At 60.9% G+C, this 25,811-nt stretch carries 24 protein-coding genes and 2 pseudogenes; 12 read left to right on the forward strand and 14 right to left on the reverse strand.

Annotated elements, in window-relative coordinates:
• Positions 1–44 precede the first annotated feature (44 nt).
• The 6 genes and pseudogenes from KGB20_RS01510 to KGB20_RS01530 all read left to right on the forward strand — a co-directional run bounded on the left by KGB20_RS01510 (position 45) and on the right by KGB20_RS01530 (position 3,997).
• On the forward strand, positions 45–1,328 hold the full coding sequence (locus KGB20_RS01510) for a Zn-dependent hydrolase (protein WP_154908905.1): 1,284 nt from the start codon (positions 45–47) through the stop codon (positions 1,326–1,328).
• 94 nt (positions 1,329–1,422) lie between these two features.
• On the forward strand, positions 1,423–1,857 hold the full coding sequence (locus KGB20_RS01515; RefSeq protein ID WP_154908906.1) for a carboxymuconolactone decarboxylase family protein: 435 nt from the start codon (positions 1,423–1,425) through the stop codon (positions 1,855–1,857).
• 3 nt (positions 1,858–1,860) lie between these two features.
• Positions 1,861–2,754: an RNA polymerase sigma factor SigJ gene (gene sigJ, locus KGB20_RS01520; RefSeq protein ID WP_154908907.1), complete on the forward strand. Its 894-nt coding sequence runs from the start codon at positions 1,861–1,863 to the stop codon at positions 2,752–2,754.
• Positions 2,755–2,897: 143 nt separating this feature from the next.
• Positions 2,898–3,323 (forward strand): annotated as a pseudogene (locus tag KGB20_RS01525) (PAS domain-containing protein); the annotation flags it as partial.
• A 57-nt stretch (positions 3,324–3,380) separates the two neighbouring features.
• Positions 3,381–3,515, forward strand: a pseudogene (locus KGB20_RS29200) (response regulator transcription factor); the annotation flags it as partial.
• Positions 3,516–3,775: 260 nt separating this feature from the next.
• The gene (locus KGB20_RS01530; protein WP_139212678.1) at positions 3,776–3,997 is read left to right on the forward strand and encodes a hypothetical protein; all 222 of its coding nucleotides are present in this window, start codon (positions 3,776–3,778) and stop codon (positions 3,995–3,997) included.
• A gap of 127 nt (positions 3,998–4,124) precedes the next feature.
• On the opposite strand, the gene KGB20_RS01535 is transcribed toward KGB20_RS01530, so the two are convergent.
• From KGB20_RS01535 to KGB20_RS01555, 5 genes are all read right to left on the reverse strand, one after another.
• Positions 4,125–4,892: an SDR family oxidoreductase gene (locus tag KGB20_RS01535; protein WP_007976320.1), complete on the reverse strand. Its 768-nt coding sequence runs from the start codon at positions 4,890–4,892 to the stop codon at positions 4,125–4,127.
• A gap of 137 nt (positions 4,893–5,029) precedes the next feature.
• The gene (locus KGB20_RS01540) at positions 5,030–6,097 is read right to left on the reverse strand and encodes a phosphotransferase family protein (protein WP_154908909.1); all 1,068 of its coding nucleotides are present in this window, start codon (positions 6,095–6,097) and stop codon (positions 5,030–5,032) included.
• A gap of 144 nt (positions 6,098–6,241) precedes the next feature.
• A complete protein-coding gene (locus KGB20_RS01545; protein WP_154908910.1) occupies positions 6,242–7,207 on the reverse strand; it encodes a 2-hydroxyacid dehydrogenase in 966 nt (321 codons plus the stop codon).
• A gap of 181 nt (positions 7,208–7,388) precedes the next feature.
• Positions 7,389–7,976 (reverse strand): TetR/AcrR family transcriptional regulator, encoded by a 588-nt coding sequence (locus tag KGB20_RS01550; protein WP_154908911.1) that lies wholly within the window; start codon positions 7,974–7,976, stop codon positions 7,389–7,391.
• A 28-nt stretch (positions 7,977–8,004) separates the two neighbouring features.
• A complete protein-coding gene (locus KGB20_RS01555; RefSeq protein ID WP_154908912.1) occupies positions 8,005–8,388 on the reverse strand; it encodes a tautomerase family protein in 384 nt (127 codons plus the stop codon).
• 365 nt (positions 8,389–8,753) lie between these two features.
• Here KGB20_RS01555 and KGB20_RS01560 point away from each other — a divergent pair, with 365 nt between their 5' ends.
• The gene (locus KGB20_RS01560; RefSeq protein ID WP_154908913.1) at positions 8,754–10,034 is read left to right on the forward strand and encodes a serine/threonine transporter; all 1,281 of its coding nucleotides are present in this window, start codon (positions 8,754–8,756) and stop codon (positions 10,032–10,034) included.
• Positions 10,035–10,378: 344 nt separating this feature from the next.
• Here the strand turns inward: KGB20_RS01560 and acnB are convergent, their stop codons facing one another.
• Entirely contained in the window at positions 10,379–12,979 is a 2,601-nt protein-coding gene (acnB, locus tag KGB20_RS01565; RefSeq protein ID WP_057715065.1) for a bifunctional aconitate hydratase 2/2-methylisocitrate dehydratase, read from the reverse strand.
• Positions 12,980–13,437: 458 nt separating this feature from the next.
• On the opposite strand from acnB, the gene KGB20_RS01570 reads away from it, so the two are divergent.
• Positions 13,438–13,908, forward strand: a complete 471-nt coding sequence (locus tag KGB20_RS01570) for a DUF1289 domain-containing protein (RefSeq protein WP_223531830.1) — start codon at positions 13,438–13,440, stop codon at positions 13,906–13,908.
• A gap of 129 nt (positions 13,909–14,037) precedes the next feature.
• On the opposite strand, the gene KGB20_RS01575 is transcribed toward KGB20_RS01570, so the two are convergent.
• Complete coding sequence (locus KGB20_RS01575) at positions 14,038–14,901, reverse strand: universal stress protein (RefSeq protein ID WP_057715063.1); 864 nt, start codon at positions 14,899–14,901, stop codon at positions 14,038–14,040.
• A gap of 162 nt (positions 14,902–15,063) precedes the next feature.
• Here KGB20_RS01575 and KGB20_RS01580 point away from each other — a divergent pair, with 162 nt between their 5' ends.
• Positions 15,064–15,672: a tRNA-(ms[2]io[6]A)-hydroxylase gene (locus tag KGB20_RS01580; RefSeq protein ID WP_090454987.1), complete on the forward strand. Its 609-nt coding sequence runs from the start codon at positions 15,064–15,066 to the stop codon at positions 15,670–15,672.
• A gap of 152 nt (positions 15,673–15,824) precedes the next feature.
• On the opposite strand, the gene KGB20_RS01585 is transcribed toward KGB20_RS01580, so the two are convergent.
• The 3 genes from KGB20_RS01585 to KGB20_RS29005 all read right to left on the reverse strand — a co-directional run bounded on the left by KGB20_RS01585 (position 15,825) and on the right by KGB20_RS29005 (position 18,857).
• Complete coding sequence (locus KGB20_RS01585) at positions 15,825–18,074, reverse strand: TonB-dependent siderophore receptor (RefSeq protein ID WP_154908915.1); 2,250 nt, start codon at positions 18,072–18,074, stop codon at positions 15,825–15,827.
• A 102-nt stretch (positions 18,075–18,176) separates the two neighbouring features.
• The gene (locus KGB20_RS01590) at positions 18,177–18,671 is read right to left on the reverse strand and encodes a GFA family protein (protein WP_154908916.1); all 495 of its coding nucleotides are present in this window, start codon (positions 18,669–18,671) and stop codon (positions 18,177–18,179) included.
• A 51-nt stretch (positions 18,672–18,722) separates the two neighbouring features.
• Positions 18,723–18,857 (reverse strand): hypothetical protein, encoded by a 135-nt coding sequence (locus tag KGB20_RS29005; RefSeq protein ID WP_256355696.1) that lies wholly within the window; start codon positions 18,855–18,857, stop codon positions 18,723–18,725.
• Positions 18,858–19,098: 241 nt separating this feature from the next.
• On the opposite strand from KGB20_RS29005, the gene KGB20_RS01595 reads away from it, so the two are divergent.
• The 3 genes from KGB20_RS01595 (at position 19,099) to KGB20_RS01605 (ending at position 22,308) form a co-directional block, all read left to right on the forward strand.
• A complete protein-coding gene (locus KGB20_RS01595; protein WP_090454991.1) occupies positions 19,099–19,983 on the forward strand; it encodes a LysR substrate-binding domain-containing protein in 885 nt (294 codons plus the stop codon).
• 100 nt (positions 19,984–20,083) lie between these two features.
• Positions 20,084–21,208, forward strand: coding sequence for an agmatine deiminase (gene aguA / locus KGB20_RS01600; protein ID WP_154908917.1), 1,125 nt, complete (start codon positions 20,084–20,086; stop codon positions 21,206–21,208).
• Positions 21,209–21,210: 2 nt separating this feature from the next.
• Positions 21,211–22,308: an extracellular solute-binding protein gene (locus KGB20_RS01605; RefSeq protein ID WP_154908918.1), complete on the forward strand. Its 1,098-nt coding sequence runs from the start codon at positions 21,211–21,213 to the stop codon at positions 22,306–22,308.
• A gap of 132 nt (positions 22,309–22,440) precedes the next feature.
• Here KGB20_RS01605 and KGB20_RS01610 read toward each other — a convergent pair whose 3' ends face one another.
• From KGB20_RS01610 to KGB20_RS01625, 4 genes are all read right to left on the reverse strand, one after another.
• Positions 22,441–23,058, reverse strand: a complete 618-nt coding sequence (locus KGB20_RS01610) for a DNA-3-methyladenine glycosylase family protein (RefSeq protein WP_154908919.1) — start codon at positions 23,056–23,058, stop codon at positions 22,441–22,443.
• Positions 23,059–23,062: 4 nt separating this feature from the next.
• Positions 23,063–23,875: an isocitrate lyase/phosphoenolpyruvate mutase family protein gene (locus KGB20_RS01615; RefSeq protein ID WP_154860131.1), complete on the reverse strand. Its 813-nt coding sequence runs from the start codon at positions 23,873–23,875 to the stop codon at positions 23,063–23,065.
• Between the two features lie 35 nt (positions 23,876–23,910).
• On the reverse strand, positions 23,911–24,993 hold the full coding sequence (locus KGB20_RS01620; protein ID WP_154908920.1) for a bifunctional transcriptional activator/DNA repair enzyme AdaA: 1,083 nt from the start codon (positions 24,991–24,993) through the stop codon (positions 23,911–23,913).
• Positions 24,994–25,179: 186 nt separating this feature from the next.
• Positions 25,180–25,800 carry a LysE family translocator gene (locus tag KGB20_RS01625; protein ID WP_223531832.1) on the reverse strand — a complete coding sequence of 207 codons (621 nt, stop codon included), beginning with the start codon at positions 25,798–25,800 and terminating at the stop codon, positions 25,180–25,182.
• Positions 25,801–25,811 lie beyond the last annotated feature (11 nt).

Consider the following 25,811-nt stretch of genomic DNA (forward strand, 5'->3'; position numbering starts at 1 on the left):
AAATGCTTGAGAGAAACCGATAAGAACAGCCTGAGGAGATCATCATGAACGCGGCCGTAGACGTTCTGCAGTCCAGCCATCAGCACATCAACCGCGACCGCCTGTGGCAATCGCTCATGGAACTGGCCAGGCTCGGCGCCACGGTCAAGGGCGGCGTGTGTCGCCTGGCCCTGACCGATCTGGATCGCCAGGCCCGGGACATCTTCGTCAAATGGTGTACCGATGCCGGCTGCACCGTCAGCATCGACGCCGTCGGCAACATCTTCGCCCGTCGTCCCGGGCGCAATCCCGATCTGCCACCGGTGATGACCGGCAGCCACATCGACACCCAGCCTACCGGCGGCAAGTTCGATGGCTGCTTCGGTGTGCTGGCCGGCGTCGAAGTGCTGCGTACCCTCAACGACCTCAACATCGAAACCGAAGCGCCGCTGGAAGTGGTGGTCTGGACCAACGAAGAAGGCTCGCGCTTCGCCCCGTGCATGATGGGTTCCGGCGTGTTCGCGGAAAAATTCACCCTCGAGGAAACCCTGGCCAAGGTCGATGCCGAGGGCGTGACGGTGGGGCAGGCACTGAATGCCATTGGTTACGCCGGGCCGCGCAAAGTCAGCGGCCACAAAGTCGGCGCCTACTTTGAAGCTCACATCGAGCAAGGCCCGATACTGGAAGACGAACGCAAGACCATAGGCGTGGTCATGGGCGCCCTCGGGCAGAAATGGTTTGACCTCAAGCTGCGCGGCGTCGAAGCCCACGCCGGCCCGACCCCGATGCACCTGCGCAAGGACGCCCTGGTCGGTGCCGCGGTGATCGTCGGTGCGCTCAACCGCGCCGCCCTCAGCCATCAACCCCATGCCTGCGGCACCGTCGGCTGCCTGCAAGCCTATCCCGGCTCACGCAACGTCATCCCTGGCGAAGTGCGCATGACCCTGGACTTCCGGCACCTGGAGCCGGCGCGCCTGGACTCGATGATTGCCGAAGTGCGTGAAGTCATCGAAACCACCTGCGACGAACACGGCCTGACCTTCGAACTCACGCCAACGGCCGACTTCCCACCGCTGTACTTCGACAAGGGCTGCGTCGAAGCGGTACGCGGCGCCGCCCAAAGCCTGGGCCTGTCGCACATGGACATTGTCAGCGGCGCGGGCCACGACGCGATCTTCCTCGCCGAACTCGGCCCGGCCGGGATGATCTTCGTGCCCTGCGAAGGCGGCATCAGCCACAACGAAATCGAAAACGCCGCGCCGGATGACCTGGCGGCCGGGTGTGCGGTGCTGTTGCGGGCAATGCTGGCGGCTTCGGCGGCACTTGCGAAGGGAGAGTTGGCTGCTTGAACCGAGTGACGTGCGCTGAATGAATCAGCGCACGTCACAAACCCCAACCCTCAATCGTCATCCTGTTGAATCCCTCAATCAGTGGAGCAACACGATGTCGTCCAACACCCAAGCGGTCAACCTGCTGCAATCGATTCCACAGGTTTTCGAAAGCCTGACCCAGGTCCATGTCGCGCTCGATCAGCATGATCTTGATCCAGACCTCAAGCACTTGATCCACTTGCGCGCCTCGCAGATCAACCAATGCGGTCTCTGCGTGAAGATGCACACCCGCGAAGCCCGGGAAGCCAATGAAACCAACGAGCGTCTGGATCGCCTGATCGTCTGGCGTCACGTCAGTGATTTCAGCGCTGCGGAGCGCGCTGCGCTGGCGTGGACCGAAGCCTTGACGATATTGGATGAAAAAACCGATTACGCCAGCCTGCGCGGTGAACTGAGGGCGTATTTCAATGACGAACAGATCGGCGCCTTGACGGCCGAGATCGGCATGATCAACCTGTGGAACCGCTTGCAGGTGTCGAGGCACTGATTGATGAACTGCGCTGAAAACGCCGCCACTGTGTTCGAGCAGCGCCGGCCCTTTTTGCTTGGTCTGGCCTATCGCATTCTCGGTTCGCGCGTCGAAGCCGAGGATGCGGTGCAAGAGTTGTTCATCAAGTGGCTGGAGGCCGACCGGGCCTCCATCGCCACGCCGGCCGCCTGGCTTACCACCGCCTGCACCCGCCATTGCATTGACCTGCTACGGTCGGCGCACAAGTCCCGGGTAGATTACATCGGTACCTGGCTGCCGGAGCCGATCCACACGGCGCATCAGGACTCACCCGAGCACATGCATGAACTGGCTTCGTCGCTGTCCACCGCGTTCGTGTTGTTGCTGGAGCGGCTGACACCCAAGGAGCGTGCCGCGTACCTGCTGTACGAAATCTTCGACATGGATTACCCGCAGGTTGCCGATGCGGTCGGGGTGCAGGAAGCCGCTTGCCGCAAACTGGTGTCTCGGGCCAAGGCGAGTCTTGGCAGTGCCCAGGCCCGCTATCAACCGGAACCTGCTCGCCAAAACCAGTTGCTCAGTGCCTTCCACAACGCCATCACCAGTGGTTCCACGGCGAACTTGAGCGTGATACTGAGCGAAGACGTCGAACTCTGCGCCGACAGCGGCGGCAAGGCTTCGGCGATCCGTGAAACGCTGTTTGGCATCGAAAGCGTGCTGGATTTCATTGGCCAGTCGTTGCACGCCTATTGGCAAACCTGTGAATGGCTGCCCGTTGAAATCAATGGGGCCCGAGGCGCCATCATCAAGGCCGACGGTGTTATCACCGCGTCGATGACGTTTGCTTTCGATGAAACCGGGCGGGTGAATCGGGTTTTCATCATGCGTAATCCGGACAAGTTGGCGGGGCTTGACGCGTCCTTTAACGTGCAATAGTCAAAGGACCACCGGCCCTCCAGGCTTTTCGCTGACCAACTCCACCGCTTTCGCGAGCAAGCCCGCTGCCCCAAGGTTCGTTGCACTAACCAAAACTCCGGCGGTCGTATTCTTCACAGGGGCACCATACTTGTGGAGTCGAAATGAGCCAGCACGTCCTGACCTCGGAGACCAATCGTCGCCAGTTGCAGCAAATCATCGCCGGCTTGTCCGACGGGGTGATTCTGCTCGATCCCGACCAGAGCATCCTGTGGGCCAACGAGGCGGCGCTGGCCATGCACGGTGCCTCGCAGATCAGCGACCTGGGCAGCAACGCCAAGGCCTATGTCAAACGCTTCGCCTTGCGTTATCGCAACAATCACCTCGTGCCGGCCGACAGCTACCCGATCAGTCGGGTGGCCCGTGGCGAGACGTTCAGCGATGTGCTGGTGGAGGTGACATCGGCGGGGAACGAAGCGCGCACCTGGGTCCATCGCGTGCGCAGCCTGGTATTGGTTGACGGCCGTGGCAAGCCGGAATCGCTGGTCTTGATCATGGACGATGTCACCGACCGGGCCAGCACTGGGCAACTAACCGCCCGTGAGCGCGATGTACTGGGTCTGATCTGCGAAGGCCTGGCCGACAAGGACATCGCCGCGCGCCTGAAACTGGCACCGAACACAGTGCGCAACCATGTGGCGACGGTGTACTCCAAGCTCAATGTGCACAGCCGCAGCGAGGCGATTGTCTGGGCGCGGGAGCGGGGGACTGTTCTCTGGTGAATCCCGGTCGAAGGGGCAGGGTTAACCTACAAACGCACTATCGGTCACCGCATTGACCGAAGAACTGCGTTACGAACTGGACAGCAATTCCTTGCGGCGCCCTGATTCGGTGATGTAAGAAGTGTCAGCTTTTACGGGTGCTGGCTACGGATTGGGCTATAAGTGATTCGCAGATATTTATTTTTTTGACAGGTGCATGGATTTTGCGCGCCGGTTTTGTTGTCACAAAAATGTGTCTATCACTTATCGCGGGTCAACCTATGAAAACTCTTGGGAAACGCGTTATCTCACCCTTGTCGCTGGCATTCTGCGTGGCGATCCTCGGCGGCTGTGCCAGTCCGCCACCCCCTCCAGCGGTCACTCCACCCCCTCCTGAACGCACCTGCCAGGCCATGGATAAAACCGATGTCCTGGGCGATGTACGGGCTGAAGACGGGCAGGTGACCCGAGTCACCACCACGACTCGTTGCGTCACGCAGTAAATCCGGGTTTCACTCTGTGGGAGCGAGCTTGCTCGCGATAGCGGGGTATCGGTCAATATCGATGTTGAACCTGATAACGCCATCGCGAGCAAGCTCGCTCCCACAGGGACTTGTGCTGTTCAGACGATCAGGACAGGAAGCCGCCATCCACATTCAGCGAAACGCCGGTGGTGTAGCTGGAAGCATCGCTGGCCAGGTACAACACTGCGCCGGCCATTTCGCTTGGGTCAGCCACGCGCTTGAGCGGGATCTGTTGCAAAGCGGTGTTCAGGATAGCTTCGTTTTTCACCAGTGCCGAGGCGAACTTGGTGTCGGTCAGACCCGGCAGCAAGGCATTGCAGCGAATCCCGAATTGCGCACATTCCTTGGCGAAGACTTTGGTCATGTTGATCACCGCCGCCTTGGTCACCGAGTAGATGCCCTGGAAGATACCCGGTGAAACACCGTTGATCGACGCCACGTTGATGATGCTGCCGCCGCCGTTTTCGCGCATCAGCTTGCCGGCTTCGACCGACATGAAGAAGTAGCCGCGGATGTTCACATCGACGGTTTTCTGGAAGGCGCTGAGGTCGGTGTCCAGCACGTTGCAGAACTGCGGGTTGGTCGCGGCGTTGTTGACCAGGATGTCCAGGCGCCCGAACTGTTCCTTGATGCCGGCGAAGACCTGGCTGATCTGTTCCATCTCGCCGATGTGGCAGGCAATGGCGGTGGCCTTGCCGCCGGCGGCGATGATGGCGTCGGCGACGTGCTGGCAGCCTTCAAGCTTGCGGCTCGACACGATCACATGGGCGCCTTGCTGGGCCAGTAGTTTGGCGATGGCTTCACCGATGCCACGGCTGGCGCCGGAGACGAAAGCGATCTTGCCGTCGAGGTCGAACAACTGAGTCTTGGACATGGGATTCCCTTATGAAAAGTCTTGTTATCGAGTCAAATGCCGTGTTGCGGCTAATGCTGTTCAGTTGAGGCCGGTCAGTGCGCGTTGTCGTTCACGATCTTCGCGAGCGGGCTCGCTCCTACAGGGATCGCATACGGTCAGAGGCTGGATTTCGAAATGACCTGCAAGCTCATCTGCTCTAGCAGCTTGTTCATGTGAATGAACTGCGCGAAGCGTTTGTCCTGGGTCTGGCCATGGTAGAAGCGGTAGTAGATCTGCTGCACGATGCCAGCCAGGCGGAACAGGCCGTAGGTGTAGTAGAAGTCGAAATTGTCGATGAGTATGCCCGAGCGTTCGGCATAGTAATCGACGAACTCGCGGCGGGTGAGCATGCCCGGCGCGTGGCTCGGCTGGCGGCGCATCATCTGCACCGGCGCCGGATCATCGGCTTCGATCCAGTAGGCGAGGGTGTTGCCCAGGTCCATCAGCGGATCGCCCAGGGTGGTCAGTTCCCAGTCGAGCACGCCGATGATCTGCATCGGGTTGTTCGGGTCGAGGATCACGTTGTCGAAGCGGTAGTCGTTGTGCACGATGCTGGAGGTCGGATGGTCGGCCGGCATCTTGTCGTTGAGCCAGGCCTTGACCGCTTCCCATTGTGGCGCATCGGGGGTCAGGGCCTTTTCGTAGCGATCGCTCCAGCCTTTGATTTGTCGCGCCACGTAGCCTTCGGGTTTACCCAGGTCACCCAGGCCGTAGGCGTTGTAGTCGACGCGATGCAGTTCCACGAACTTGTCGATGAAACTCTTGCACAGGGCTTCGGTTTTCGCCGAATCCAGGCCCAGCTCCGGCGGCAGGTCCGAGCGCAGGATGATGCCGTTGACCCGTTCCATGACATAGAACTCGGCACCGATCACCGATTCGTCGGTGCAGTGCACGTAGGCTTTCGGGCAGTACGGAAAACCGTCGCGCAGTTGATTGAGGATGCGGAATTCACGGCCCATGTCGTGGGCCGACTTGGCCTTGTGGCCGAAGGGCGGGCGACGCAGGACGAATTCCTGTTCGGGGTATTCCAGCAAGTAAGTGAGGTTTGAAGCGCCGCCCGGAAACTGGCTGATCCGTGGCAAGCCGCTGAGCCCCGGAATATGGGCCTTGAGGTACGGATCGATCAGGCCGGCATCGAGCTCTTCGCCGGTGCGGGTACGGGTGGACTGGTCAGTAAGCGCCATGCTTATCCCTTCTGCTTATTCTGGAGGCCTGAAACTATTGGCTAATCTAATGCGCACACTGCACACCTACAACCGCGAACGGCTCTTATAGGTGAGCGTGTTGCCGGCCAATCATTGTTTTTGATACAGCTGTTTGAATCGCCATCAATGGGCGAGCCGGCTCTCGGCCGACGGCAGTTCGATCGGCGTGAGCACCGGTTGGCCGGAGAAAAACGCCACGAGGTTCTTGCCCACCATTTCGACGGTGCCCTGGGTGGCTTCCGGGGACAGCCCGGCGACATGGGGGGTGAGGATCACGTTGCTCAGGGTCTTGAGTGCATCCGGCACCTTCGGTTCGGCGTCGAACACGTCGAGTGCGGCGCCGGCGATCCGGCGTTGTTCAAGTGCGCTGATCAGGTCGGTGGTGACGATCACGCTGGCGCGGGCGATGTTGACGATGAACCCGTTGGGACCCAGGGCATCGAGGACCGCTTTGTTGATCAGGTGTCTGGTCCCGAGACCACCTGGGGTCGCGACGATCAAAAAGTCCGAAGCACGGGCCAGTTCAGTGGGGGTGGAGCAGAAGGTGTAGGGCACATCGCTTCGATGCTGGCGATTGTGGTAACTCACCGCCATGTCGAAGCCATTGGCCGCGCGTTTGGCGATGGCCATGCCGACGGCGCCGAGGCCGAGGATGCCCAGGCGTTTGCCAGCGAGGGAAGGGCGCATGATCTTCGGCCACTCACCGCGCCGAACGGCGGCATCACAGCGGGGTATGTCGCGCACCAGCGACAGCAGCAGCGCCATCGCATGGTCGGCGACGGACGAGGCGTTGACCCCGGCGCCATTGGTGACGGTGATGCCCCGGTTGGCGGCGGCCAGCAGGTCGACGTGTTCATAGCCGGCGCCGATCACGCAAATGATCTTGAGGCTGGGCAGGGCGGCGATTTCATCGGCATACAGCCCCAACGGGCCACGGGTGAGGACGGCGTCGATCTGCCCGGCGTGGTGGGCAATGGCTTCGGCGCGCTCGGCGGGCGTCGGGGCCAGGATCAGGTGAAAGCCCTGATGTTCGAGGATTGGCAGGTACTCATTGATGGTTTCAACCAGTACCAGAACGGTTACAGGCATGCTTGGCTCCCTGTGGGCATCGAAAAATCGGCTCGAACGTCACTTGAGATTGCTGATTTCAGGGCGGCTTGGCAACCACCAGCGATCGCAGTCCGTGGCAGCTCCTGCGCCATTGTGGACACTGCGCTGAGTGTAGGAGCCGGTAATGCCTGCGATCTTTTATTGCGTGGGGGCGGGCGATTTACTTCGACGGCGTGAGGGCAGCCCGGGCAGCCTCGAGAATTTCATCCGATAGCGGGTCGCCTCGGGTGGCCCGGGACAGCATCAGCGCACCGAACATCAGCGAATACTGCACCAGCGCCTGCTGCCGTTTGCCGGCTTCGTCCTCTGCGTCCAGCAGCGAGCCAAGGGAATCGAGCAGGTTGTTCAGGCCTTGCAGATAGGTTTGGCGCAGTTCGCTCTCGGCGGCCTCATGGCACATGTCCCCGGCAAAGGCCACCACCGGGCAGCTGTCGCCAGGATTGTCCCGGCTTTCGTTGGACAGGTAGGTTTCGACCACGGCACGGCGGGCGGCGTCCTTGCCGTCATGCTCGGCCACTCGCCCTAGCCAGCGTTGCGCGGCCTGCTCGAAAGCCCGGCCGCTGGCCTCTTGCGCCAGGGCTTCCCTGGATTCGAAGTGTCCGTAGAAACCGCCGTGGGTCAGGCCCGCGGCGGCCATCACATCGACCACACTGATCCCGTGCAAGCCGCGTTCACGAAACAGCCGGGTGGCGGCATCGACGATGGTCTCGCGGTTGAGGTCGGCTTGTTTGCGGGAAACTCGGGGCATGGGGCATTCTCGGTTTGCAGGTGGACTATCAGAGGGCGTATTGGGCAATCCCGTTGCCGAACGACCAGTTCTCTTTTTTCACTTCCACCAGATTGATGAAAACGTCCTCCAGGCGCACCGCCAGCTCTGCGTTAAGGCTTTCGACGATGGTTTTGTAGAGGTTTTTTTTCTGCTCCAGGGTTCGCCCTTCGTTGAGGGTGATCTGGATGACGACCAGGTTATCGGTGCGGTTGATGCCCAGATACTCGGGATCAAAGATGAAATGCTGCTCGTCGTGTTCGGCCAGGATCTGGAAGTTGTCGTGTTCAGGCACGCCAATGGTCTGGCGCATGGCGGCATAGATCAGTTGCCCGATGCGTCTGGCGTGGGTGGGGTCCCGGTGTTTTTGGATGTCGACGCGAACCAGTGGCATGGGCAGACTCCAGAAGGAATGCAGGTCGGTTAAAAATACATGATGGTGAACCTTTATCAAGCGGTGGATGCTGTCTGGCGATGAAACGTAGCCTCGAAAACAATGCAATTCCTTGTGGGAGCGAGCTTGCTCGCGATAGCGGTGTGTCTGGCAAGTGGTTGTTGGATGTGCCGAAGCCATCGCGAGCAAGCTCGCTCCCACAGGGGACTTTCGTCTATCTGGTACCACCGTTCCTCACCTAAGTCTTTGCTTCTGCTCACTAATCCTCCAGAATCGCGCCCCTGTTTCGGCCGGGCGCCGCCTGTCGGGTATTCCGACGCGTCCTGGCCGGGTGGCAAGTGACCGGAATGTGGAGATCCCACCGGATGAATGATCAGGCCAATAGCGTTAACGAACGCTATGTAGACGCGACACCCGCGACGCTTACAAGCTGGAATCGCCAAGACACCACCTGGATGCTGGGCCTGTTTGGCACGGCGATTGGTGCCGGAACCCTGTTTTTGCCGATCAACGCAGGCCTGGGCGGTTTCTGGCCGCTGCTGATCCTGGCGTTGCTGGCGTTTCCGATGACGTTCTACGCACACCGCGGGCTGACCCGTTTCGTGTTGTCCGGGCGCGAAGGCGCCGACATCACTGAAGTGGTGGAAGAACATTTCGGCATCAAGGCCGGCGCGCTGATCACACTGTTGTACTTCTTCGCGATCTTCCCGATCCTGCTGATATACAGCGTGGCGCTGACCAACACCGTGGGCAGTTTCCTTGAGCATCAATTGCACATCACGCCGCCACCGCGCGCCGTGTTGTCGCTGGTGCTGATCCTTGGCCTGCTGGCCGTGGTGCGCTGCGGCGAGCAAATGATCGTCAAGGCCATGAGCCTGATGGTTTACCCGTTCATCGTCGCGCTGCTGTTTCTGGCGGTGTACCTGATTCCGCATTGGAACGGCGGCATTCTCGCCACCGCGAGCCAAGTGCCTGCGCCGTCGGCGCTGCTGCACATCTTGTGGCTGGCGATTCCGGTGATGGTGTTCTCGTTCAACCACTCGCCGATCATCTCGGCGTTTGCGGTCGACCAGAAGCGTCGTTATGGCGAACACGCCGAGGAACGCAGCTCGCAGATCCTGTCCCGTGCCCATCTGTTGATGGTAGTGATGGTGCTGTTCTTCGTCTTCAGTTGCGTGCTGACCCTGTCGCCAGCGCAACTGGCTGAAGCCAAGGCGCAGAACCTGTCGATCCTGTCGTACCTGGCCAACCACTTCAGCAATCCGACCATTGCTTTCGCGGCGCCGTTGATTGCCTTCGTGGCCATTTCCAAGTCGTTCCTGGGGCACTACATCGGCGCCAGCGAAGGTCTCAAGGGCCTGATCGTCAAGAGCGGCAAGCGTCCGTCCGCCAAGGCCCTGGACCGTATGACCGCCGCGTTCATGCTGGTGGTGTGCTGGATCGTCGCTACGCTGAACCCGAGCATCCTGGGCATGATCGAAACCCTCGGTGGCCCGGTGATCGCGGCGATCCTGTTCCTGATGCCGATGTACGCCATCCGCAAGGTGCCGGCGATGGCACGCTATCGCGGTCAGGCGTCCAATGTCTTCGTGACGGCGGTGGGCCTGGTGGCGATTTCGGCGTTGGTCTATTCGCTGAGTGCGTGATTGCTGTTTGATTTGATGAGTGAATGACGGCTGATCCGGTTTTCGGGTTGGCCGTTTTTTTTTGGGGGCTCGGGGGTATTCGGTCTGCCGCAGTCGGCTGTAGGAGCGAGCCTGCTCGCGAAAAACGCCGGGACACCGCGGGCATTCAGACAGCCTGCGTTATCGTTGACGACCATCGCGAGCAGGCTCGCTCCTACAGAGGTTCGGGGACCTCAGTCAGAGCCAGGTCGGCTCGCGGAACAAATAGCAGCCATTACTCCAGAAGCGGATATACACACAAAAAACAGCCATAAAAAAACGCCGCTCATCTCACGATGGGCGGCGTTTTTCATTGCGTTGCAACGTTAGGCTTGAACGACCGGGATGTTGGCGTTCGCAGCGGCCTCACGGAACTCGGCGATCTGGTCGAAGGACAGGTAGCGGTAGACATCGGCCGCCATGCTGTCGATCTTGCCAGCGTATTCCATGTACTCCTCGACGGTCGGCAGGCGACCCAGGATGGAAGCCACGGACGCCAGTTCGGCCGAAGCCAGGTAGACGTTCGCGCCGTCACCCAGACGGTTCGGGAAGTTACGGGTCGAAGTCGACACTACAGTCGAGTTCGGCTCTACACGTGCCTGGTTACCCATGCACAGCGAGCAGCCTGGCATTTCCATGCGAGCGCCGGCCTTGCCGTAGATGCCGTAGTAGCCTTCTTCGGTCAGCTGGTGAGCGTCCATCTTGGTCGGCGGCGACAGCCACAGACGGGTTGGCAGCTGACCCTTGACCTGTTCCAGCAACTTGCCGGCGGCGCGGAAGTGGCCGATGTTGGTCATGCAGGAACCGATGAACACTTCGTCGATCTTCTCGCCAGCAACGCTGGAGAGCAGGCGAGCGTCGTCCGGGTCGTTCGGCGCGCAGAGCACAGGCTCCTTGATGTCGGCCAGGTCGATCTCGATGACTTCGGCGTATTCGGCGTCTTTGTCCGCTTCCAGCAGCTCAGGGTTGGCCAGCCAGGCTTCCATTGCTTGGGCGCGACGTTCCAGAGTACGTGCATCGCCGTAGCCTTCGCCGATCATCCAGCGCAGCAGGGTGATGTTGGACTGCAGGTATTCGGCAATCGACTCTTTGGACAGCTGGATGGTGCAACCGGCAGCCGAACGTTCAGCCGAGGCGTCAGACAGTTCGAACGCTTGCTCTACGGTCAGTTTAGGCAGACCTTCGATCTCCAGGATGCGACCGGAGAAGGCGTTCTTCTTGCCTTTCTTCTCTACGGTCAGCAGGCCAGCCTGGATCGCGTAGTAAGGAATGGCGTGAACCAGGTCACGCAGGGTGACGCCTGGCTGCAGTTCGCCTTTGAAGCGAACCAGGATCGACTCAGGCATGTCCAGCGGCATGACGCCGGTGGCTGCGGCGAACGCAACCAGGCCGGAACCGGCCGGGAACGAAATGCCGATCGGGAAACGGGTGTGGGAGTCACCACCGGTACCGACGGTGTCTGGCAGCAGCATGCGGTTCAGCCACGAGTGGATGATGCCGTCGCCCGGACGCAGGGAAACGCCGCCGCGGGTCATGATGAAGTCAGGCAGGGTGTGGTGGGTGGTCACGTCGATCGGCTTAGGGTAAGCCGCGGTGTGGCAGAAGGACTGCATCACCAGGTCGGTCGAGAAGCCCAGGCACGCCAGGTCTTTGAGTTCGTCACGGGTCATTGGACCGGTGGTGTCCTGGGAACCCACGGTGGTCATCTTCGGTTCGCAGTAGGTGCCCGGACGAACGCCGGTCACGCCGCAAGCCTTGCCGACCATTTTCTGCGCCAGGGTGAAACCCTTGGTGCTTTCAGCCGGTGCTTCAGGCTTCTTGAACAGGGTCGAAGGTGGCAGACCCAGCTCGGTGCGAGCCTTCTCGGTCAGGCCACGGCCGATGATCAGCGGAATACGGCCGCCAGCACGAACTTCGTCCAACAGCACCGGAGTCTTCATTTCGAAGGTGGTCAGGACTTCGTCGGTGCCGTGCTTGCAGACTTTGCCAGCATGCGGGTACAGGTCGATCACGTCGCCCATGTGCATGTTGGATACGTCGAATTCGATTGGCAGTGCGCCGGCATCTTCCATGGTGTTGTAGAAGATCGGAGCGATCTTGCTGCCGAAGCAGAAACCGCCGGCACGCTTGTTCGGTACATAAGGAACGTCGTCGCCGAAGAACCACAGTACGGAGTTGGTCGCCGATTTACGCGAAGAACCGGTACCGACCACGTCACCGACGTAGGCGATAGGGAAACCGGCGTTGCGCATTTCTTCGATCTGCTTCATCGGACCGGTGACGCCTTGTGCGTCAGGCACGATGCCGTCGCGAGCCATTTTCAGCATGGCCAGGGCGTGCAGCGGGATGTCTGGACGGGACCAGGCATCAGGAGCAGGGGACAGGTCGTCGGTGTTGGTTTCGCCGGTGACCTTGAACACGCGCAGGCTGATCTTGTCGGCCAGGGTCGGGCGCTTCACGAACCACTCGCCGTCAGCCCAGGATTGCAGCACGCCTTGGGCGTGAACGTTACCGTTCTTGGCTTTTTCAGCGACGTCGTGGAAGGCGTCGAACATCAGCAGGGTGTGCTTGAGTTCTTCGGCCGCTACTGGAGCCAGTTCGGCGTCGTCCAGCAGGTTAACCAGCGTCACGATGTTGTAGCCGCCCTGCATGGTGCCGAGCAGTTCAACAGCGCGCTTCTTGTCGATCAGGGGGGATTTGGCTTCGCCTTTGGCGATGGCGGACAGGAAGCCGGCCTTTACATAGGCTGCTTCGTCCACTCCAGGCGGAACGCGATTGGTGATCAGGTCAACGAGGAATGCTTCTTCGCCAGCCGGGGGATTTTTCAGCAGCTCGACCAGGCCTGCAGTTTGTTCGGCGTTTAGCGGCTGGGGAACGATACCCAGTGCTGCGCGCTCTTCGATATGTTTGCGGTAGGCTTCAAGCACAGTTATTACCCTCATCAGTGGTCCCAAATGGGTGTCCGGGACGCTCATCCCGAAATTGCCGTACTCATGCGCTGCATGGCGTTGTGAGCCACTTAGCCAGAATTACCGACAATTCCTTACAGAAGCTGCTTTCAAAGTTTTACGCCTGCAGAACGGGAGCTGATGAGGGTTGGCGTTGGGCTTTTCCCCGCTGGAAAAACCCCTCGCCAACACCGCTCTGAAGGAACGACTGTGCTCGTGACGCTTTGAAAACAGCTTCTAACGGACATTGGCGCCTAAAAAGGCAGGCTGATTCTACGGCAAAAAAAAATTAAAGGTAAGTCAGTGTTTATTGGACTTTGGTGGTGGCGGTCACCAGAGCCCGATTCTCCACAGGCCCTGAACTTTGAGGGGTGATCAATGGCCGACAAAGGGCTAACATGCCGGCCTGTTCTGCTTTTTCGCGTTTTTGCCTATCTATGCCCAATCAGACCATCAAGACTCCCTGCGTCGGCCTCTGCTCCACTGTTTACGGTGACCTGGTGTGCCGTGGCTGCAAGCGTTTCCACCACGAAGTGATCCACTGGAACGGTTACAACGAGGAAGAAAAGCGCGCGGTATGGCTGCGTCTTGAGCAGTTGCTGTCACAGGTGATGGCCGCCAAGGTGGAAATTTTCGATCCGGCGCTGCTCCGAATGCAGCTGGAGCAGCGCAAGATCCGCTTCGTGCCCCATCAGTCGGAATATTGCTGGGCCTACCAGTTGATCGCGCGCGGTGCGCGGGTGATCAACAACCTGGAAGCCTACGGGATGGTGCTGCTGCCGGAGTTTCGCGAGTGGAACCTGCCGGAATTGCGCGACGCCATTGAACGGGAATTTTTCCTGCTCTCCGAAGCCCATTACCAGCGCTATATTGCGCCGGGGTTCCTGCAAGACGCCTTTGGCGGCTGAACTTTAAAAGCTTCGCGAGCAAGCCCGCTCCCACATTTATCCTCGGTCGTACACAAAGTTTGTGTCTGCTGAAGATCCAGTGTGGGAGCGGGCTTGCTCGCGAAGACGGCCTTTCAATCACCACAAATCTCAATGCTTGTCCGCAATCTCCTCGAGATGATCCGCCACTTCCATCGGCTTGAGCACCAGCACATCGCTCTCGACCGCATCGAGCACCACTTCCGCCGTATTGCCGATCAACGCCCCTGACAACCCGCTGCGCGCTACGGTGCCGATCACCGTCACCGCTGCCTGCAGTTTGTGCACCATGAACGGAATCAGCACATCCGCCGGGCCTTCCTCGATGTGCAGGTGGTCATCGTCGATGTCGAATTCCGCCTGGAACGCCTTGCACTGTTCGCGATAGCGCGCCTGGATGGTTTCGCTCAGTTGAAACGTCGGGTCGGCCGCCGACAGCATCGGCGACGGGTGGGCGCTGATCACGTGCAGGCGGGCCTTGGCCAGGGTTGCGATGTCATAGCCATGATCGATGATGGTGTTGTGCAGGTGGCGATGTTCCTGGTCGGTGTTACCGACGTCGATGGCTGCCAGGATCACTTTGTCTTTCCATGAATCGGCGGTTTTCACCAGCAGCACCGGAGTCGGGCAGGACCGCAACAGCTTCCAGTCCTGCGGGGTCAGCAGGGCTTTTTTCAATGGGCTGTCGGGGAAGTGCTGCTTGACCACCAGGCCGCAACCTTCGGCTTGCTGCACATCGACGATGGTTTGGTGTTGGCTGTCGTTCCAGGCCTGCTCGGTGGTGACGCTGTAGCCGTCCTCCGTCAAAGCGGCCTTGAGCACACCCAACATGCCACTGTGATCATGCTTGGGGTCGCACACCAGCAGATGCAACTGCGCCTGGGTCACACCGGCGATCAACTTCGCCCGTTTGAGCGCCAGGCTTTCCGAGTGCTCGGGTTCGATGACCACCAGAATGCTGCGAATGGCTTGCATGAGCGGGATCTCCTGAAAATGAAAAAGCACGGCGTTGCACAACTATAGTTGCTGTCGGCGATTCGGGGACTTGATGCATATCAACGGTCGGCGACTGGTGGTCTGCGGGCAGGCCGGTATAATCGGCGCCCTTCGTTTTGAACCTATTTTTCCGTGAGCCCCATGATCCTTCCCGAAATTCACGAGTTCCTTGGCTGCCGCACCCCCGACGGCTGGATCCAGGCCGCGCTGGCCGATCAGGAAACCCTGCTGATCGACCACAAGAACTGCGAATTCAAGGCCGCCAGCACCGCGTTGAGCCTGATCGCCAAGTATCACTCCCACGTCGATCTGATCAACATGATGTCGCGTCTGGCCCGGGAAGAACTGGTGCACCACGAACAGGTCATGCGCCTGATGAAACGGCGCAAGATCGAACTGCGCCAGCTGTCCGCCGGGCGCTATGCGTCGGGGCTGCGTAAGGTGGTGCGCAGTCACGAGCCGGTGAAACTGGTGGACACCCTGGTGGTCGGCGCCTTCATCGAAGCCCGCAGTTGCGAGCGTTTCGAAGCGCTGGTGCCGCACCTGGACGAAGAGCTGGGCAAGTTCTATTTCGGTCTGCTCAAGAGCGAGGCCAGGCATTTCCAGGGTTACCTGAAGCTGGCCTACCAATATGGGGACGCCAAGGACATCGCCCAGGTGATCGACAGGGTCCGTGCCGCCGAGCAGGAACTGATCGAATCCCCGGATGTGGAATTTCGCTTCCATAGCGGTATACCGGCTGCGGCATGAACACCGCAACCCATTGTGGGAGCGAGCTTGCTCGCGATGACGGATCAGGCAGTCACACCTGAGGTGGCTGACAGTCCGCTATCGCGAGCAAGCTCGCTCCCACAGGTTCCGGTGTTAACTGACAGGTATCAGTTTTCTGGCGGGCGCTCAGCTTAGAAATCCCACTTGGTGGTCAACATCACGTTGCGTGGTTCGCCGTAGTACGTTGTGTCGAAGTTGCCCAGGCCCGTCAGGTAGCGTTTGTCGAAGACGTTGTTGGCGTTGACGGTGAAGCTCAGGTTTTCGTTGAACTGATAGCGGCTCATCAGGTCGACGAGGGTGTAGCCACCTTGCTTGATGCGGGTGTCGCCGCCCGTTGTCGGGCTGTAGATCTTGCCGTAGAACGCGCTCTGCCAGCTGATTCCGCCACCGATGGTCACCTGATCCAGTGCGCCGGGCAGGCGGTAGGTGGTGAACGTACGCACGACATGTTCCGGTTTGGAGGTCGCCAGCGGGAAGCCAAAGATGCGCTGTTCATCAGCGTCACGGGTGCGGGCGTAGGTATAGCCGGCCGACAGGTTCCAACCTTCGGCCGCTTCACCGGCCAGTTCCAGTTCCACACCTTTGGTGGTTGCGCCGTCGATGGCTTTGTAGATGCCTTCGTTGGTGACCGGGTTGGTACCGATCGATTCGGCGACGTTGTCTTGCTCGATGCGGAAGAAGGCCAGGCTGGCGTTCAGTCGCCCGTCGAAGTAAGCGGCTTTCAGGCCGGCTTCGTAACTGGCGCCTTCGACCGGTGCCAGGGTCGAACCGGTGGCGTCCTTGTAGGTTTGTGGCTGGTAGATGCTGGTGTAGCTGGCGTATGCAGAATAGGTGTCGTCCAGGTCATAGACCACACCGGCATAGGGCGTGACCACGCCATGTTCCTTGTAGCTGGCATGGGTGTCATCGAGTCCCGCACCCGGATAGTACGAATAATCCTCGTTGTATTTGAAGGTGCTCAGGCGGCTGCCGAGGATGATCGACAGATCGTCGGTCGCGTGCAGGCGCGTGGCCAGGTACAGGCCATTCTGGCTTTGGGTGCGTTCGTACTTGCCGTTTTTCGGGAAGTTCTGTTCCGGCAGATCGCCGCTCCAGTCGTAGATGCTGCCCGGGACCAATTCGAAGGCGCTGGTGTCGTAGGTCGCGCCGGTCTGGCGCGAGTGGGAAGCCATGAAGCCAGCCACCAGTTCATGCTCGCGGCCTCCCAGGGTGAAGGGGCCGGTGACGTTCACGTCAGCGGTGTTTTGCACGCGATGACCTTCCCAGCGACCCCAGTACAGGAACATGCCTTCACCAGTGGCGCGGTCCGGGTTGCCGCCGCTGGCCGAGGCCAGGCGAGTGTCGTGGTCGGTGGTTTTCTGGTCGATGCTGGCCTTGAACTTCCAGTCGTTGGCCAGAGCCTGTTCCAGGGAGGCGAAGTAAGTGATGTCGTCGAAGTCGCGACGACTCCAGTCGGCGCCCGGGTTGAAGTGACGGGGGAAGTCGGTACGGCCTCCGTCCGAGAAGTACACCGGGTTGCCGGTCCAGGACGAGCCTCGCGGGGTGGTGCTTGACTTGTCGACGCCGAAGGTCAGCAGTGTGTCGGGTGTCAGATCGGCTTCGAGGATGCCGTAGAACAGGTCTTTTTTCTGGCTGTAATGATCCTGGTAGGAGTTCTTGTCGGAATAAGCACCGACGAAGCGGCCACGCACACTGCCGGAATCGTTCAGCGAACCGGAAATATCGCCGACGCTGCGATACGCGTCCCAGTAACCGACGGTGCCGCTGATCGACGCCTTGAATTCCTTGGTCGGCTTCTTGCGGATCAGGTTAACGGTGGCAGACGGGTCGCCCGAACCGGTCATCAGGCCGGTCGCACCCTTGACGATTTCGATGCGGTCCAGGCTGGACGCGTCGTCGCCGTTGTTAGGGTTTTCACCGTAGACACCGTCATACGGAATGTTCACGCCGTCGTACTGGAAGTTGGTGATGGCAAAGCCGCGGGCGGAAAACTCGGTGCGGTCACTGTCGTACTTCTGCGTCGAAATGCCGGGGGTGTTGCGTAGCGCGTCGCCGATGCTCTGCACACCGCGGTCGTCCATCTGCTGACGGGTAATGACGGTCACCGATTGCGGCGTTTCGCGGATCGACAGGGGCAGGCCGGTGGCCGTGGATGTTGAACCGGTGGTGTAGGAGTGGGTGCCTTCGGTGGTAGCGCCCAGCGCCTGGCCGGAAATGGTCGTTGCGCCCAGTTGCAGTACGCCGTCGACCCGGGCCGAGTTCTTTTCGGCATCGGTTTCAGCGGCGTGGACAACGGGTACAAGGCTCAGCAGGGCGGCAGGCAGGGCCAGTGCCAGAGGGCACAAGGCAAAACGGAAACGGGCGACAAGCGGGTGCGACATGGGGATCCCTTTGCATCGAATCGATCGGTAGTTGAAATGCTTCTGAGGGGTTGACCGAACGAAAAACGCAAAGGGGAACTGCCGTATGAAAAAAACTGATAATTATTCTCGGCAGGCCAGGCCGAGACGCTCATGCCACTGGGCGATGGATTCCTCGGGGTACTGATCGAACTGTTGATCCCCGGGCAGCGCCTGGACCTCCACCCACGGCGCTTTTGATCCGAGCATCAGGTGCGTGTGCTCCGGCGGCACCGGCAGCGGCGTGTCGATGGCTGAGGCGAAGGGGTGAATCAACTCAGGCCACTCCGGGCTGAATAGCCACAGAGCCGTTGCGCAGACCGAGCAGAAATGCCGCTCGGCCGTGCTGCTGTGGGCGCGCTTGTCGTCTTGTTCCTTGAGCCGCGCATGGTAAATCGCGATGTGTTTGCGCCCGCGAACCTTGAGGCTGGCGGCATCGCCACCGAGGTTGATCGCATAGCCGCCACCGCCCTGTGTCTTGCGGCAGATCGAGCAGTAGCAACGCTGGTAAGGGTAGGGGTGGACGCTGGTCAAACTGAACGACACCGCGCCGCAATGGCAGGAACCTTCGAGATGCATGGGAGCCTCCGGCTGACTTGAGCGTACCCTGAACAGCCTAGACCGTAAGGGCTACTCGACCGGCACCAGAATCGCGTCGCCGGTCGCCACCAGTTTCAATTGACCGGCTGTTTGCGCGAACAGCTCGGCGCGGGCAAATACCTGTTTCTTGCCGGCCTTCACCACTCGGCCCCGGGCGATGAACACTTCACCGATCGCAGGTGCCCGCGCCGGGTTTGGGGGAGTGTCATCGTTGATCAGTCAGCGTGATAGGTCATTGGATTTGTGGTGAATGGGCCGGCCTATTCGCGAGCAAGCCCGCTCCCACAGGGGTATTGCGTTCCAAGTGTGGGAGCGGGCTTGCTCGCGAAGAACGATAACGCGGTCCCACTGGACGCCCACTCAAGGCCAAGTCAGCATGTCCCCCTCGAAACCGGGACATGACCTGATGCGACGATTACCCTCCCTGGCAGCCTTGCGAACCTTCGAATGCGCCGCCCGTCACGCCCATTTCGGTCGGGCGGCGGCCGAGTTGTGTGTCACCGACAGCGCGGTCAGCCACCAGATTCGCCAACTCGAAGAGCAACTCGGTGTGCCGCTGTTCGTGCGCGAGGGCCGGCAGATTCGCCCGACCCTGGCTGCCGGGCGCCTGATGCAAAGTTTGCAGCAGGCTTTCGAACTGATTGGCGATGCCTGCGATGAACTGCGCGACCCTTCATCCCTGGCGGTATTGCGTCTGGCGGTCACCGCCGAGCTGGCGCAAAAGTGGCTGATGAGTCGTCTCACGGATTTCTACGCGCGTTACCCACACATCACCTTGCATCTGTACGAACAGCCGATCGACGCCACGGCACCCGGGGAAGACATCGACCTGGCGATCACCTACGGCACCGGCCCGGTGGACAGCACCGCGTATTTCGTCCGGCCGCTGCCTGCGTTGCAGTTCTTCCCGGTGTGCAGCCCCGGCCTGTTCAACCAGGGCACCCTGAAAACCCCGAAGGACCTGGCCCGCCACTGTCTGCTGCACGACGACCAGGACGGCAAGACCTGGACCGCGTGGCTTACCAGCCATGCCGGTGACCAGCGCCCTGATCGTCAACTGTATTTCGCCCACGCCGGGCTGGCACTGGAGGCCGCGGCCCAAGGGCAGGGCGTGGCCATGGGCGACAACTTGACGGCCCAGGAAGATTTGCTCAGCGGGCGGCTGGTACGGCCGTTCACCTCGAGCATGACCGCGCTGGGCCAATATGCGCTGGTGTGCGAGCGGCTGCGGCTGGAGCGTCCAGCGGTGGCGCAAATGCTGGAATGGTTCAACGATCAGTTGCTGGATTGATGAGTTGAATTCAAGTATTCCGAAATAATCATCGTTGGCGAGCCAGTCGCTGTCGCCCTTAGCCTGTGGTCATTCCAATCCCCGCTGAAGAGGTTTGACCATGGCCCGTTTGCTCGACACCACTCCCAAACAGGACGGTTTCCGTCTGCCCGGCGAATTCGAAGCCAAATCCGGTTGCTGGCTCGGCTGGCCGGAGCGTACCGACGTCTGGCGCAACGGTGCCAAGCCGGCGCAGAAAGTCTGGGTGCAGATCGTCACCGCCATTTCCATGAGCGAACCGGTCACCGTGTGCGCCTCGGCGGCACAGTTCGCCACCGCGCGCCGCCAGTTGCCGCCGCAAGTACGCGTGGTCGAAATGACTTGCAACGACACCTGGTTCCGCGACAGCGGCCCGTGTTTTGTGGTCAATGACCAGCGTGGCGAAGTGCGCGGCGTCGACTTCGAATTCAACGCCTACGGCGGCCTCGACGGCGGCTTGTACTATCCGTGGGACAAGGACGACCAGATCGCCGGCAAGATCCTCGAAATCGAACGCTTCGACCGCTATCGCGCACCGTTGATCGCCGAACTGGGCGGCATCCAGAGCGACGGCCAGGGCAGCATCCTGACCACTGAGCAATGCCTGCTCAACCGCAATCGCAACCAGCACCTGGGCAAGGACGAAGTCACCCGCCGCCTGACCGATTACCTCGGCGCCGAGCAGGTCATCTGGCTGCCACGGGGCTGCAAGTTCGATGAAACCGACGGCCACGTCGATGACCTCGCGTGCTTCGTGCGCCCCGGTGAAGTGGTGCTGCAATGGACCGACAACCGCGACGATCCGCAGTGGGAAATCTATCAGGAGGCCTACGACATCTTGCGCAGCACCCGCGACAGTCGTGGCCGCGAGTTGATCGTGCACAAGCTGCCGCAGCCGGAGGTGCTGGAGTGGACCGCCGAAGAAGCCGAAGGCCTGGACCGGCAGGACAGCACCCATACCCGCCAGGCCGGGACGAAAATCTGCGCGTCGTACATCAACTACTACGCCGGTAACAGCTCCATCGTGGTGCCGCTGTTTGGTGATCGCAACGACAAAGTGGCGCTGGCGACCCTGGCCGAGCTGTTCCCGCAACACAGCATCGTCGGCATCGAAAACTCCCGGGAAATCCTCCTCGGTGGCGGCAACGTCGCGTGCATCACCATGCCGCAGTACGCCGTCACCGCCAACAACAAAAGGGGAGCGTGATCGTGGGCCTGCACAAACTGACTCAAGCAATACTGCTGGTGCTTGCACCCCTGTGTGTGCAGGCTGCCGACTCCGCCAAACCGGTGGTCAACCTCTACATCTGGGGCGAGTACCTGGCCCCGGACACCTTGAAGAATTTTGAAGCGAAAACCGGCATTCATGTGGTGGTCGACCACTTCGACTCCCTGGAAACCGTCGAGACCAAGCTGCTCACCGGCCGCAGTGGCTACGATCTGGTGCTGACGGCGGGGCAGCATCTGTCCCGGGCCATCGAGAGTGGCGCGGTGCAGACGGTCGACAAGCAGCAACTGCCGCACTTTGCCGGCGTCGGCGAGGAGTTCCGCCAGCACATGGCGGTGTTCGACCCGGGCAACCGCTATGCCGGGATCTACGCCTGGGGCACCACGGGTGTGGGGTATCAGGAACAGTCTGTCAAACAGCGCCTGCCCGACGCGCCCACCGACAGTTGGGCGATGCTGTTCGATCCGGCCGTGGTCTCGAAATTCGCCGATTGCGGGGTCAGCTTGCTCAACGATCCCAACGAAGTGTTTGCGGCGGTCATGAAGTACATGGGCCTGGACATCAACCGCCAGAACCTCGATGACCTGAAGTTGGCCGAGCAGCAACTGGCGAAGATTCGTCCGTACATCCGCTACTTCGACAACGACCTGAACATCAGCGACCTGGCCAACGGCAACACTTGCGTGGCGATGTCGTGGAACGGCAACGTGGCCATCGCGGCGGGCCAGGCCGAGGCGGCGGGCAAGCCGTATTCGCTGAAGTACCGGATTCCGAAGGAGGGCACGTTGATCTGGTTCGACGCCATGGTCATTCCCAAGGACGCGCCGCATCCGCAGGCCGGCCTGGCGTTGATGGATTACCTGATGACCCCGCAAGTGATCGCGCCGATCACCGACACCATCCACTACGCCAATGCGATTACGGCGGCGGACGGCTTGATCGACCCGGCGATTCGCAACGATCCGGGGACGTATCCGCCGGCCGCGGTCCGGGCTTCGCTGTACAGCAAGAATGACAATGGCAAGGCGTTCAACCGGGCGTTGATCAGGGCGTTCAGTCGGTTGAAGTCGGGGTTGTGACTGGTCCTTGATGGTGTGTTGACTGGACTGACGTCTTCGCGAGCAAGCCCGCTCCCACATTTAACCGAGTTCTGACATGGGAATGCGGTCGAATGTGGGAGCGGGCTTGCTCGCGAAAAACGATAACGCGGTCTATTTGTTTGGCACCCGCCACAAATACCAGGAGGCCACCGTCCGATAAGGACTCCACCCCAACCCGATCTCGATCATCTGCTTGCGCGTCGGCTGCACCTCCAGGCCCTTGAGTCGCCTATAGCCCTCACGCACGCCAAAGTCATCGGCCGGCAGGATATCCGGCCGCTCCAGGCTGTAGATCAGCAGCATCTCCACGGTCCAGCGGCCCACGCCGCGCAAAGTGATCAGGCGTTCGATCAGTGCTTCATCGTCCATGGCCAGCGCCGTGGCGTAATCGGGCACCACGCCGTCCAGCGACGCCTGGGCGATGCCCTGAATGGTCGCGATCTTGCTCGCGGAAAACCCGCAACTGCGCAGTCGGTCGAAATCGGTCGCGACGATCTGTTCAGGCTTGGGAAACGCACCCGAACCGAACAGTGCCAGCAGCCGGCCGACAATCGCATCGCCGGCCTTGGCGTGCAGTTGCTGATAGGCAATCGCCCGCACCAGCGACTCATAGGGATCACGGGCCGCATGCGGCTGGTGCAGGCACGGGCCGACGGCGTCGATGTGGCGGCGCCAGTCGTCATCGATGGCCGCCAGGAACTCACTGGCCGCCTGATAGCCGTCGGCCATGGGCTCAGGCTTTCCCGGACGGTTTCAACAGGGCGTTCACTTCGCCATAGGTGAGGGCCTTCAGGTCGTGGGTATCGAACTTGCCGGTTTGCAGAAAGCTTTTGGCGATGCCGGCCATGGCACCGTAGAGGAATTCGGCGATGCCTGAACCTGCGGACAGGCGGCGCACACCAAGTTCTTTGAGTACTTCGGGTGACGGCAGGCCCGGGAATCCAAGCACATTCAACGGCAGTGAGGTGCCGTGGCACAACGCCTTGATCTCGTACTCCGCGGTAACGCCCGCGGCAAACAGGCCATTGGCACCGGCCGCCTGATACAGCGCGGCGCGCCTGAGGGTTTCAGCGACGCGATCTTCGGCAGGCACCAGACCCCGAAGATAAACATCGGTGCGCGCATTGATGAACAGGTTCACGTTACGTCGATCGGCCACCTGGCGCGCGGTTTCAATCTTGCGTACCAGTAATTCCGGCGGCGAGGAGCCGTCCTCGATATTGATTCCGACAGCGCCGGCGGCGATCACGGCGTCAACCACTGTTGCCACCCGTTCCAGGTCATCGGAATAACCGGCTTCGATGTCCACGGTCAGTGGCACCGAAATGACCCGGGCAATCGACTCGACCGTCGAGACCAGGCGCTCAAGGGGCAGGGTGTTGCCGTCCGGATAGCCATGTACCCAGGCCACCGCCGCACTGCTGGTGGCGACGGCCTTGTTGCCCAGTTGCTCCACCAGCCGCGCACCGGCGGCATCGGCGACGTTGGTGAGGATCAGCAAACCCTCGTGATGCAGTTGGTGCAGTTGATTGTCGAGCCTGTCCATCGAGTTTCCTTCCTTATGAAAAAACTGTGGGGGGATCAGAACGCCAGCTGCTCCGTGAGCTGCACCGCTGCGTTTTCCAGCCTGAGCAGATACGCCTTGCGCGGCTGGCCTCCAGCGTAGCCGGTCAACGAGCCGTCGGCGCCGATCACCCGGTGGCAGGGCACGACAATCGATAAGCGGTTATGCCCGTTGGCCAGGCCCACCGCCCGACTGGCACCGGGCTTGCCCAGAATCGCCGCAATGGCGCCGTAGGTGGTGGTCCGGCCGTAAGGGATCTTCGCCAGTTCAGCCCAGACCCGGCGGGAGAACTCGCTACCGGGCATGTGCAAGGCCACGCTGAACTCAGTGAGCGTACCGGCGAAATACGCGGACAACTGCTCTTCGATCTGCTGCAAATGCGCGTTGTGCCCCGGTGCCACGGCATAACCGAAACGGTTTTGCAGCGCCTGGACCGAAGGGTTCAGCGAGGCCTGATCGAGAAACTCCAGCAGCACCAGCCCACGCCGTTCGGCCATGGCGATCATCGGCCCCAGGGGGGTGGTCAGGCGCGTGAACAGCAGCGGCTCGCTGTTGGCCGCCCGGCCCGGGGTGATGTGAAAGGATTTTTGAAAGGCATCGCGAAAACCGCTCAGGGACTCGTAGCCGGAATCGAAGGCGACGTCATCGATGGAGTCGCCCTGTTTGATCCCGCCCAGCGCCATGCCCAGGCGCCGGGTGCGCAGCCAGGCGTGGAAGGTCATGCCGAAGTGCTGCTTGAACCAGCGACGCAGTTTCAGTGGTTCGATGCCTTCAGCCATTAGCCGGGCGTCGGTCCAGCGCTGTTCCGGGTCGGCGTCTACCGACTTGAACAGTTTCTGCACCCAGTCCGGCGCGCTGGCGGCGGTGTCCAGCGGTTTGCAGCGCTTGCAGGCGCGATAGCCCGCCGCCAGGCATTGTTCGGCGCTGGCAAAGAACTCGACGTTCGCAGGCTTCGGGCTGCGGGCGGTGCAACCGGGACGGCAGAAGATGCCTGTGGTCTTGACCGCCGTGAAAAACACCCCCTCGTAGGAGGTGTCTCGTTCGAGCATGGCGCGAACCATCTCGGCACGGGGCGGTAGAAGCGTTTTTTGTAGGTTCATGGGCCCAGCATAGATCGCGTCATGGGCGACCTCCACCGGAAAATCGACAGCGAATTTCGCACCGGAAGGCGAGCTCACCCTGTGGGAGCGGGCTTGCTCGCGAATACATAGTGTCAGTCGAAATTGAGGTGGCTGACACTACGCCTTCGCGAGCAAGCCCGCTCCCACATGGGTAAAACATCTACTTCAGGCGCGTCTGGCCATCAGAAGTACCGAAGCCGCCGCCGACAACAACCCGGCGCAGCAGCGGTTGAACATCCGCTTGCCCGACGGCCTGGCGAACCAGCGGCGCATGTGCAGGCCCATGTAGGCATAGGCGCCGATGGCGATCCATTCCAGCACCAGAAACAGCGCGCCCAACACCACGAACTGCGGCGCAATGGCGTGGGTCGAGTCGACGAATTGCGGCAGGAACGCGGTAAAAATCAGGATGGCCTTGGGGTTGCCGGCGGCGACCAGGAATTCCTGCCGGGCCAGCGCCAGCGTGCCCACGGGCGCTGAGGTGACCACGTTTTCCACACCCGGATCTGCGCGCCACAATTGCCAGGCGAGGTAGAACAGGTAAGCCGCACCGAGGATCTTGATGGCGTAGAACAGCAGCTCAGAGGTTTGCAACACCACCGCCAGCCCCGCCGAGGCCAGGGCAATCATCCCGGCGAACGCCAGTAACCGGCCGATGCCGGCCACACACGCGGTGCGGTAGCCATAGCGGGTCGAATTGCTGACCGACAACAGGTTGTTGGGGCCTGGCGCCATGTTGAGGGCAAAACAGGCCGGCAGAAACAGGGTGAGGGTGGCGAGGTCCATGGTGGGCTCCT

The organism is Pseudomonas sp. BF-R-30 (assembly GCF_019956175.1).
GTDB lineage: Bacteria > Pseudomonadota > Gammaproteobacteria > Pseudomonadales > Pseudomonadaceae > Aquipseudomonas > Aquipseudomonas jessenii.

Excerpts from the sequence above, each read along its gene's own strand:
- KGB20_RS01620 (WP_154908920.1), bottom strand. The coding sequence starts at position 24,993 with ATGAACCTACAAAAAACGCTTCTACCGCCCCGTGCCGAGATGGTTCGC.
- KGB20_RS01570 (WP_223531830.1), top strand. The coding sequence starts at position 13,438 with ATGCCCAATCAGACCATCAAGACTCCCTGCGTCGGCCTCTGCTCCACT.
- KGB20_RS01625 (WP_223531832.1), bottom strand. The coding sequence starts at position 25,800 with ATGGACCTCGCCACCCTCACCCTGTTTCTGCCGGCCTGTTTTGCCCTC.
- KGB20_RS01580 (WP_090454987.1), top strand. The coding sequence starts at position 15,064 with ATGATCCTTCCCGAAATTCACGAGTTCCTTGGCTGCCGCACCCCCGAC.
- KGB20_RS01510 (WP_154908905.1), top strand. The coding sequence starts at position 45 with ATGAACGCGGCCGTAGACGTTCTGCAGTCCAGCCATCAGCACATCAAC.
- KGB20_RS01535 (WP_007976320.1), bottom strand. The coding sequence starts at position 4,892 with ATGTCCAAGACTCAGTTGTTCGACCTCGACGGCAAGATCGCTTTCGTC.
- KGB20_RS01590 (WP_154908916.1), bottom strand. The coding sequence starts at position 18,671 with ATGCATCTCGAAGGTTCCTGCCATTGCGGCGCGGTGTCGTTCAGTTTG.
- aguA (WP_154908917.1), top strand. The coding sequence starts at position 20,084 with ATGGCCCGTTTGCTCGACACCACTCCCAAACAGGACGGTTTCCGTCTG.
- KGB20_RS01575 (WP_057715063.1), bottom strand. The coding sequence starts at position 14,901 with ATGCAAGCCATTCGCAGCATTCTGGTGGTCATCGAACCCGAGCACTCG.
- KGB20_RS01560 (WP_154908913.1), top strand. The coding sequence starts at position 8,754 with ATGAATGATCAGGCCAATAGCGTTAACGAACGCTATGTAGACGCGACA.
- KGB20_RS01615 (WP_154860131.1), bottom strand. The coding sequence starts at position 23,875 with ATGGACAGGCTCGACAATCAACTGCACCAACTGCATCACGAGGGTTTG.
- KGB20_RS01595 (WP_090454991.1), top strand. The coding sequence starts at position 19,099 with ATGCGACGATTACCCTCCCTGGCAGCCTTGCGAACCTTCGAATGCGCC.
- KGB20_RS01530 (WP_139212678.1), top strand. The coding sequence starts at position 3,776 with ATGAAAACTCTTGGGAAACGCGTTATCTCACCCTTGTCGCTGGCATTC.
- KGB20_RS01550 (WP_154908911.1), bottom strand. The coding sequence starts at position 7,976 with ATGCCCCGAGTTTCCCGCAAACAAGCCGACCTCAACCGCGAGACCATC.
- KGB20_RS01610 (WP_154908919.1), bottom strand. The coding sequence starts at position 23,058 with ATGGCCGACGGCTATCAGGCGGCCAGTGAGTTCCTGGCGGCCATCGAT.
- KGB20_RS01545 (WP_154908910.1), bottom strand. The coding sequence starts at position 7,207 with ATGCCTGTAACCGTTCTGGTACTGGTTGAAACCATCAATGAGTACCTG.
- KGB20_RS01555 (WP_154908912.1), bottom strand. The coding sequence starts at position 8,388 with ATGCCACTGGTTCGCGTCGACATCCAAAAACACCGGGACCCCACCCAC.
- sigJ (WP_154908907.1), top strand. The coding sequence starts at position 1,861 with ATGAACTGCGCTGAAAACGCCGCCACTGTGTTCGAGCAGCGCCGGCCC.
- KGB20_RS01540 (WP_154908909.1), bottom strand. The coding sequence starts at position 6,097 with ATGGCGCTTACTGACCAGTCCACCCGTACCCGCACCGGCGAAGAGCTC.
- KGB20_RS01515 (WP_154908906.1), top strand. The coding sequence starts at position 1,423 with ATGTCGTCCAACACCCAAGCGGTCAACCTGCTGCAATCGATTCCACAG.
- KGB20_RS01585 (WP_154908915.1), bottom strand. The coding sequence starts at position 18,074 with ATGTCGCACCCGCTTGTCGCCCGTTTCCGTTTTGCCTTGTGCCCTCTG.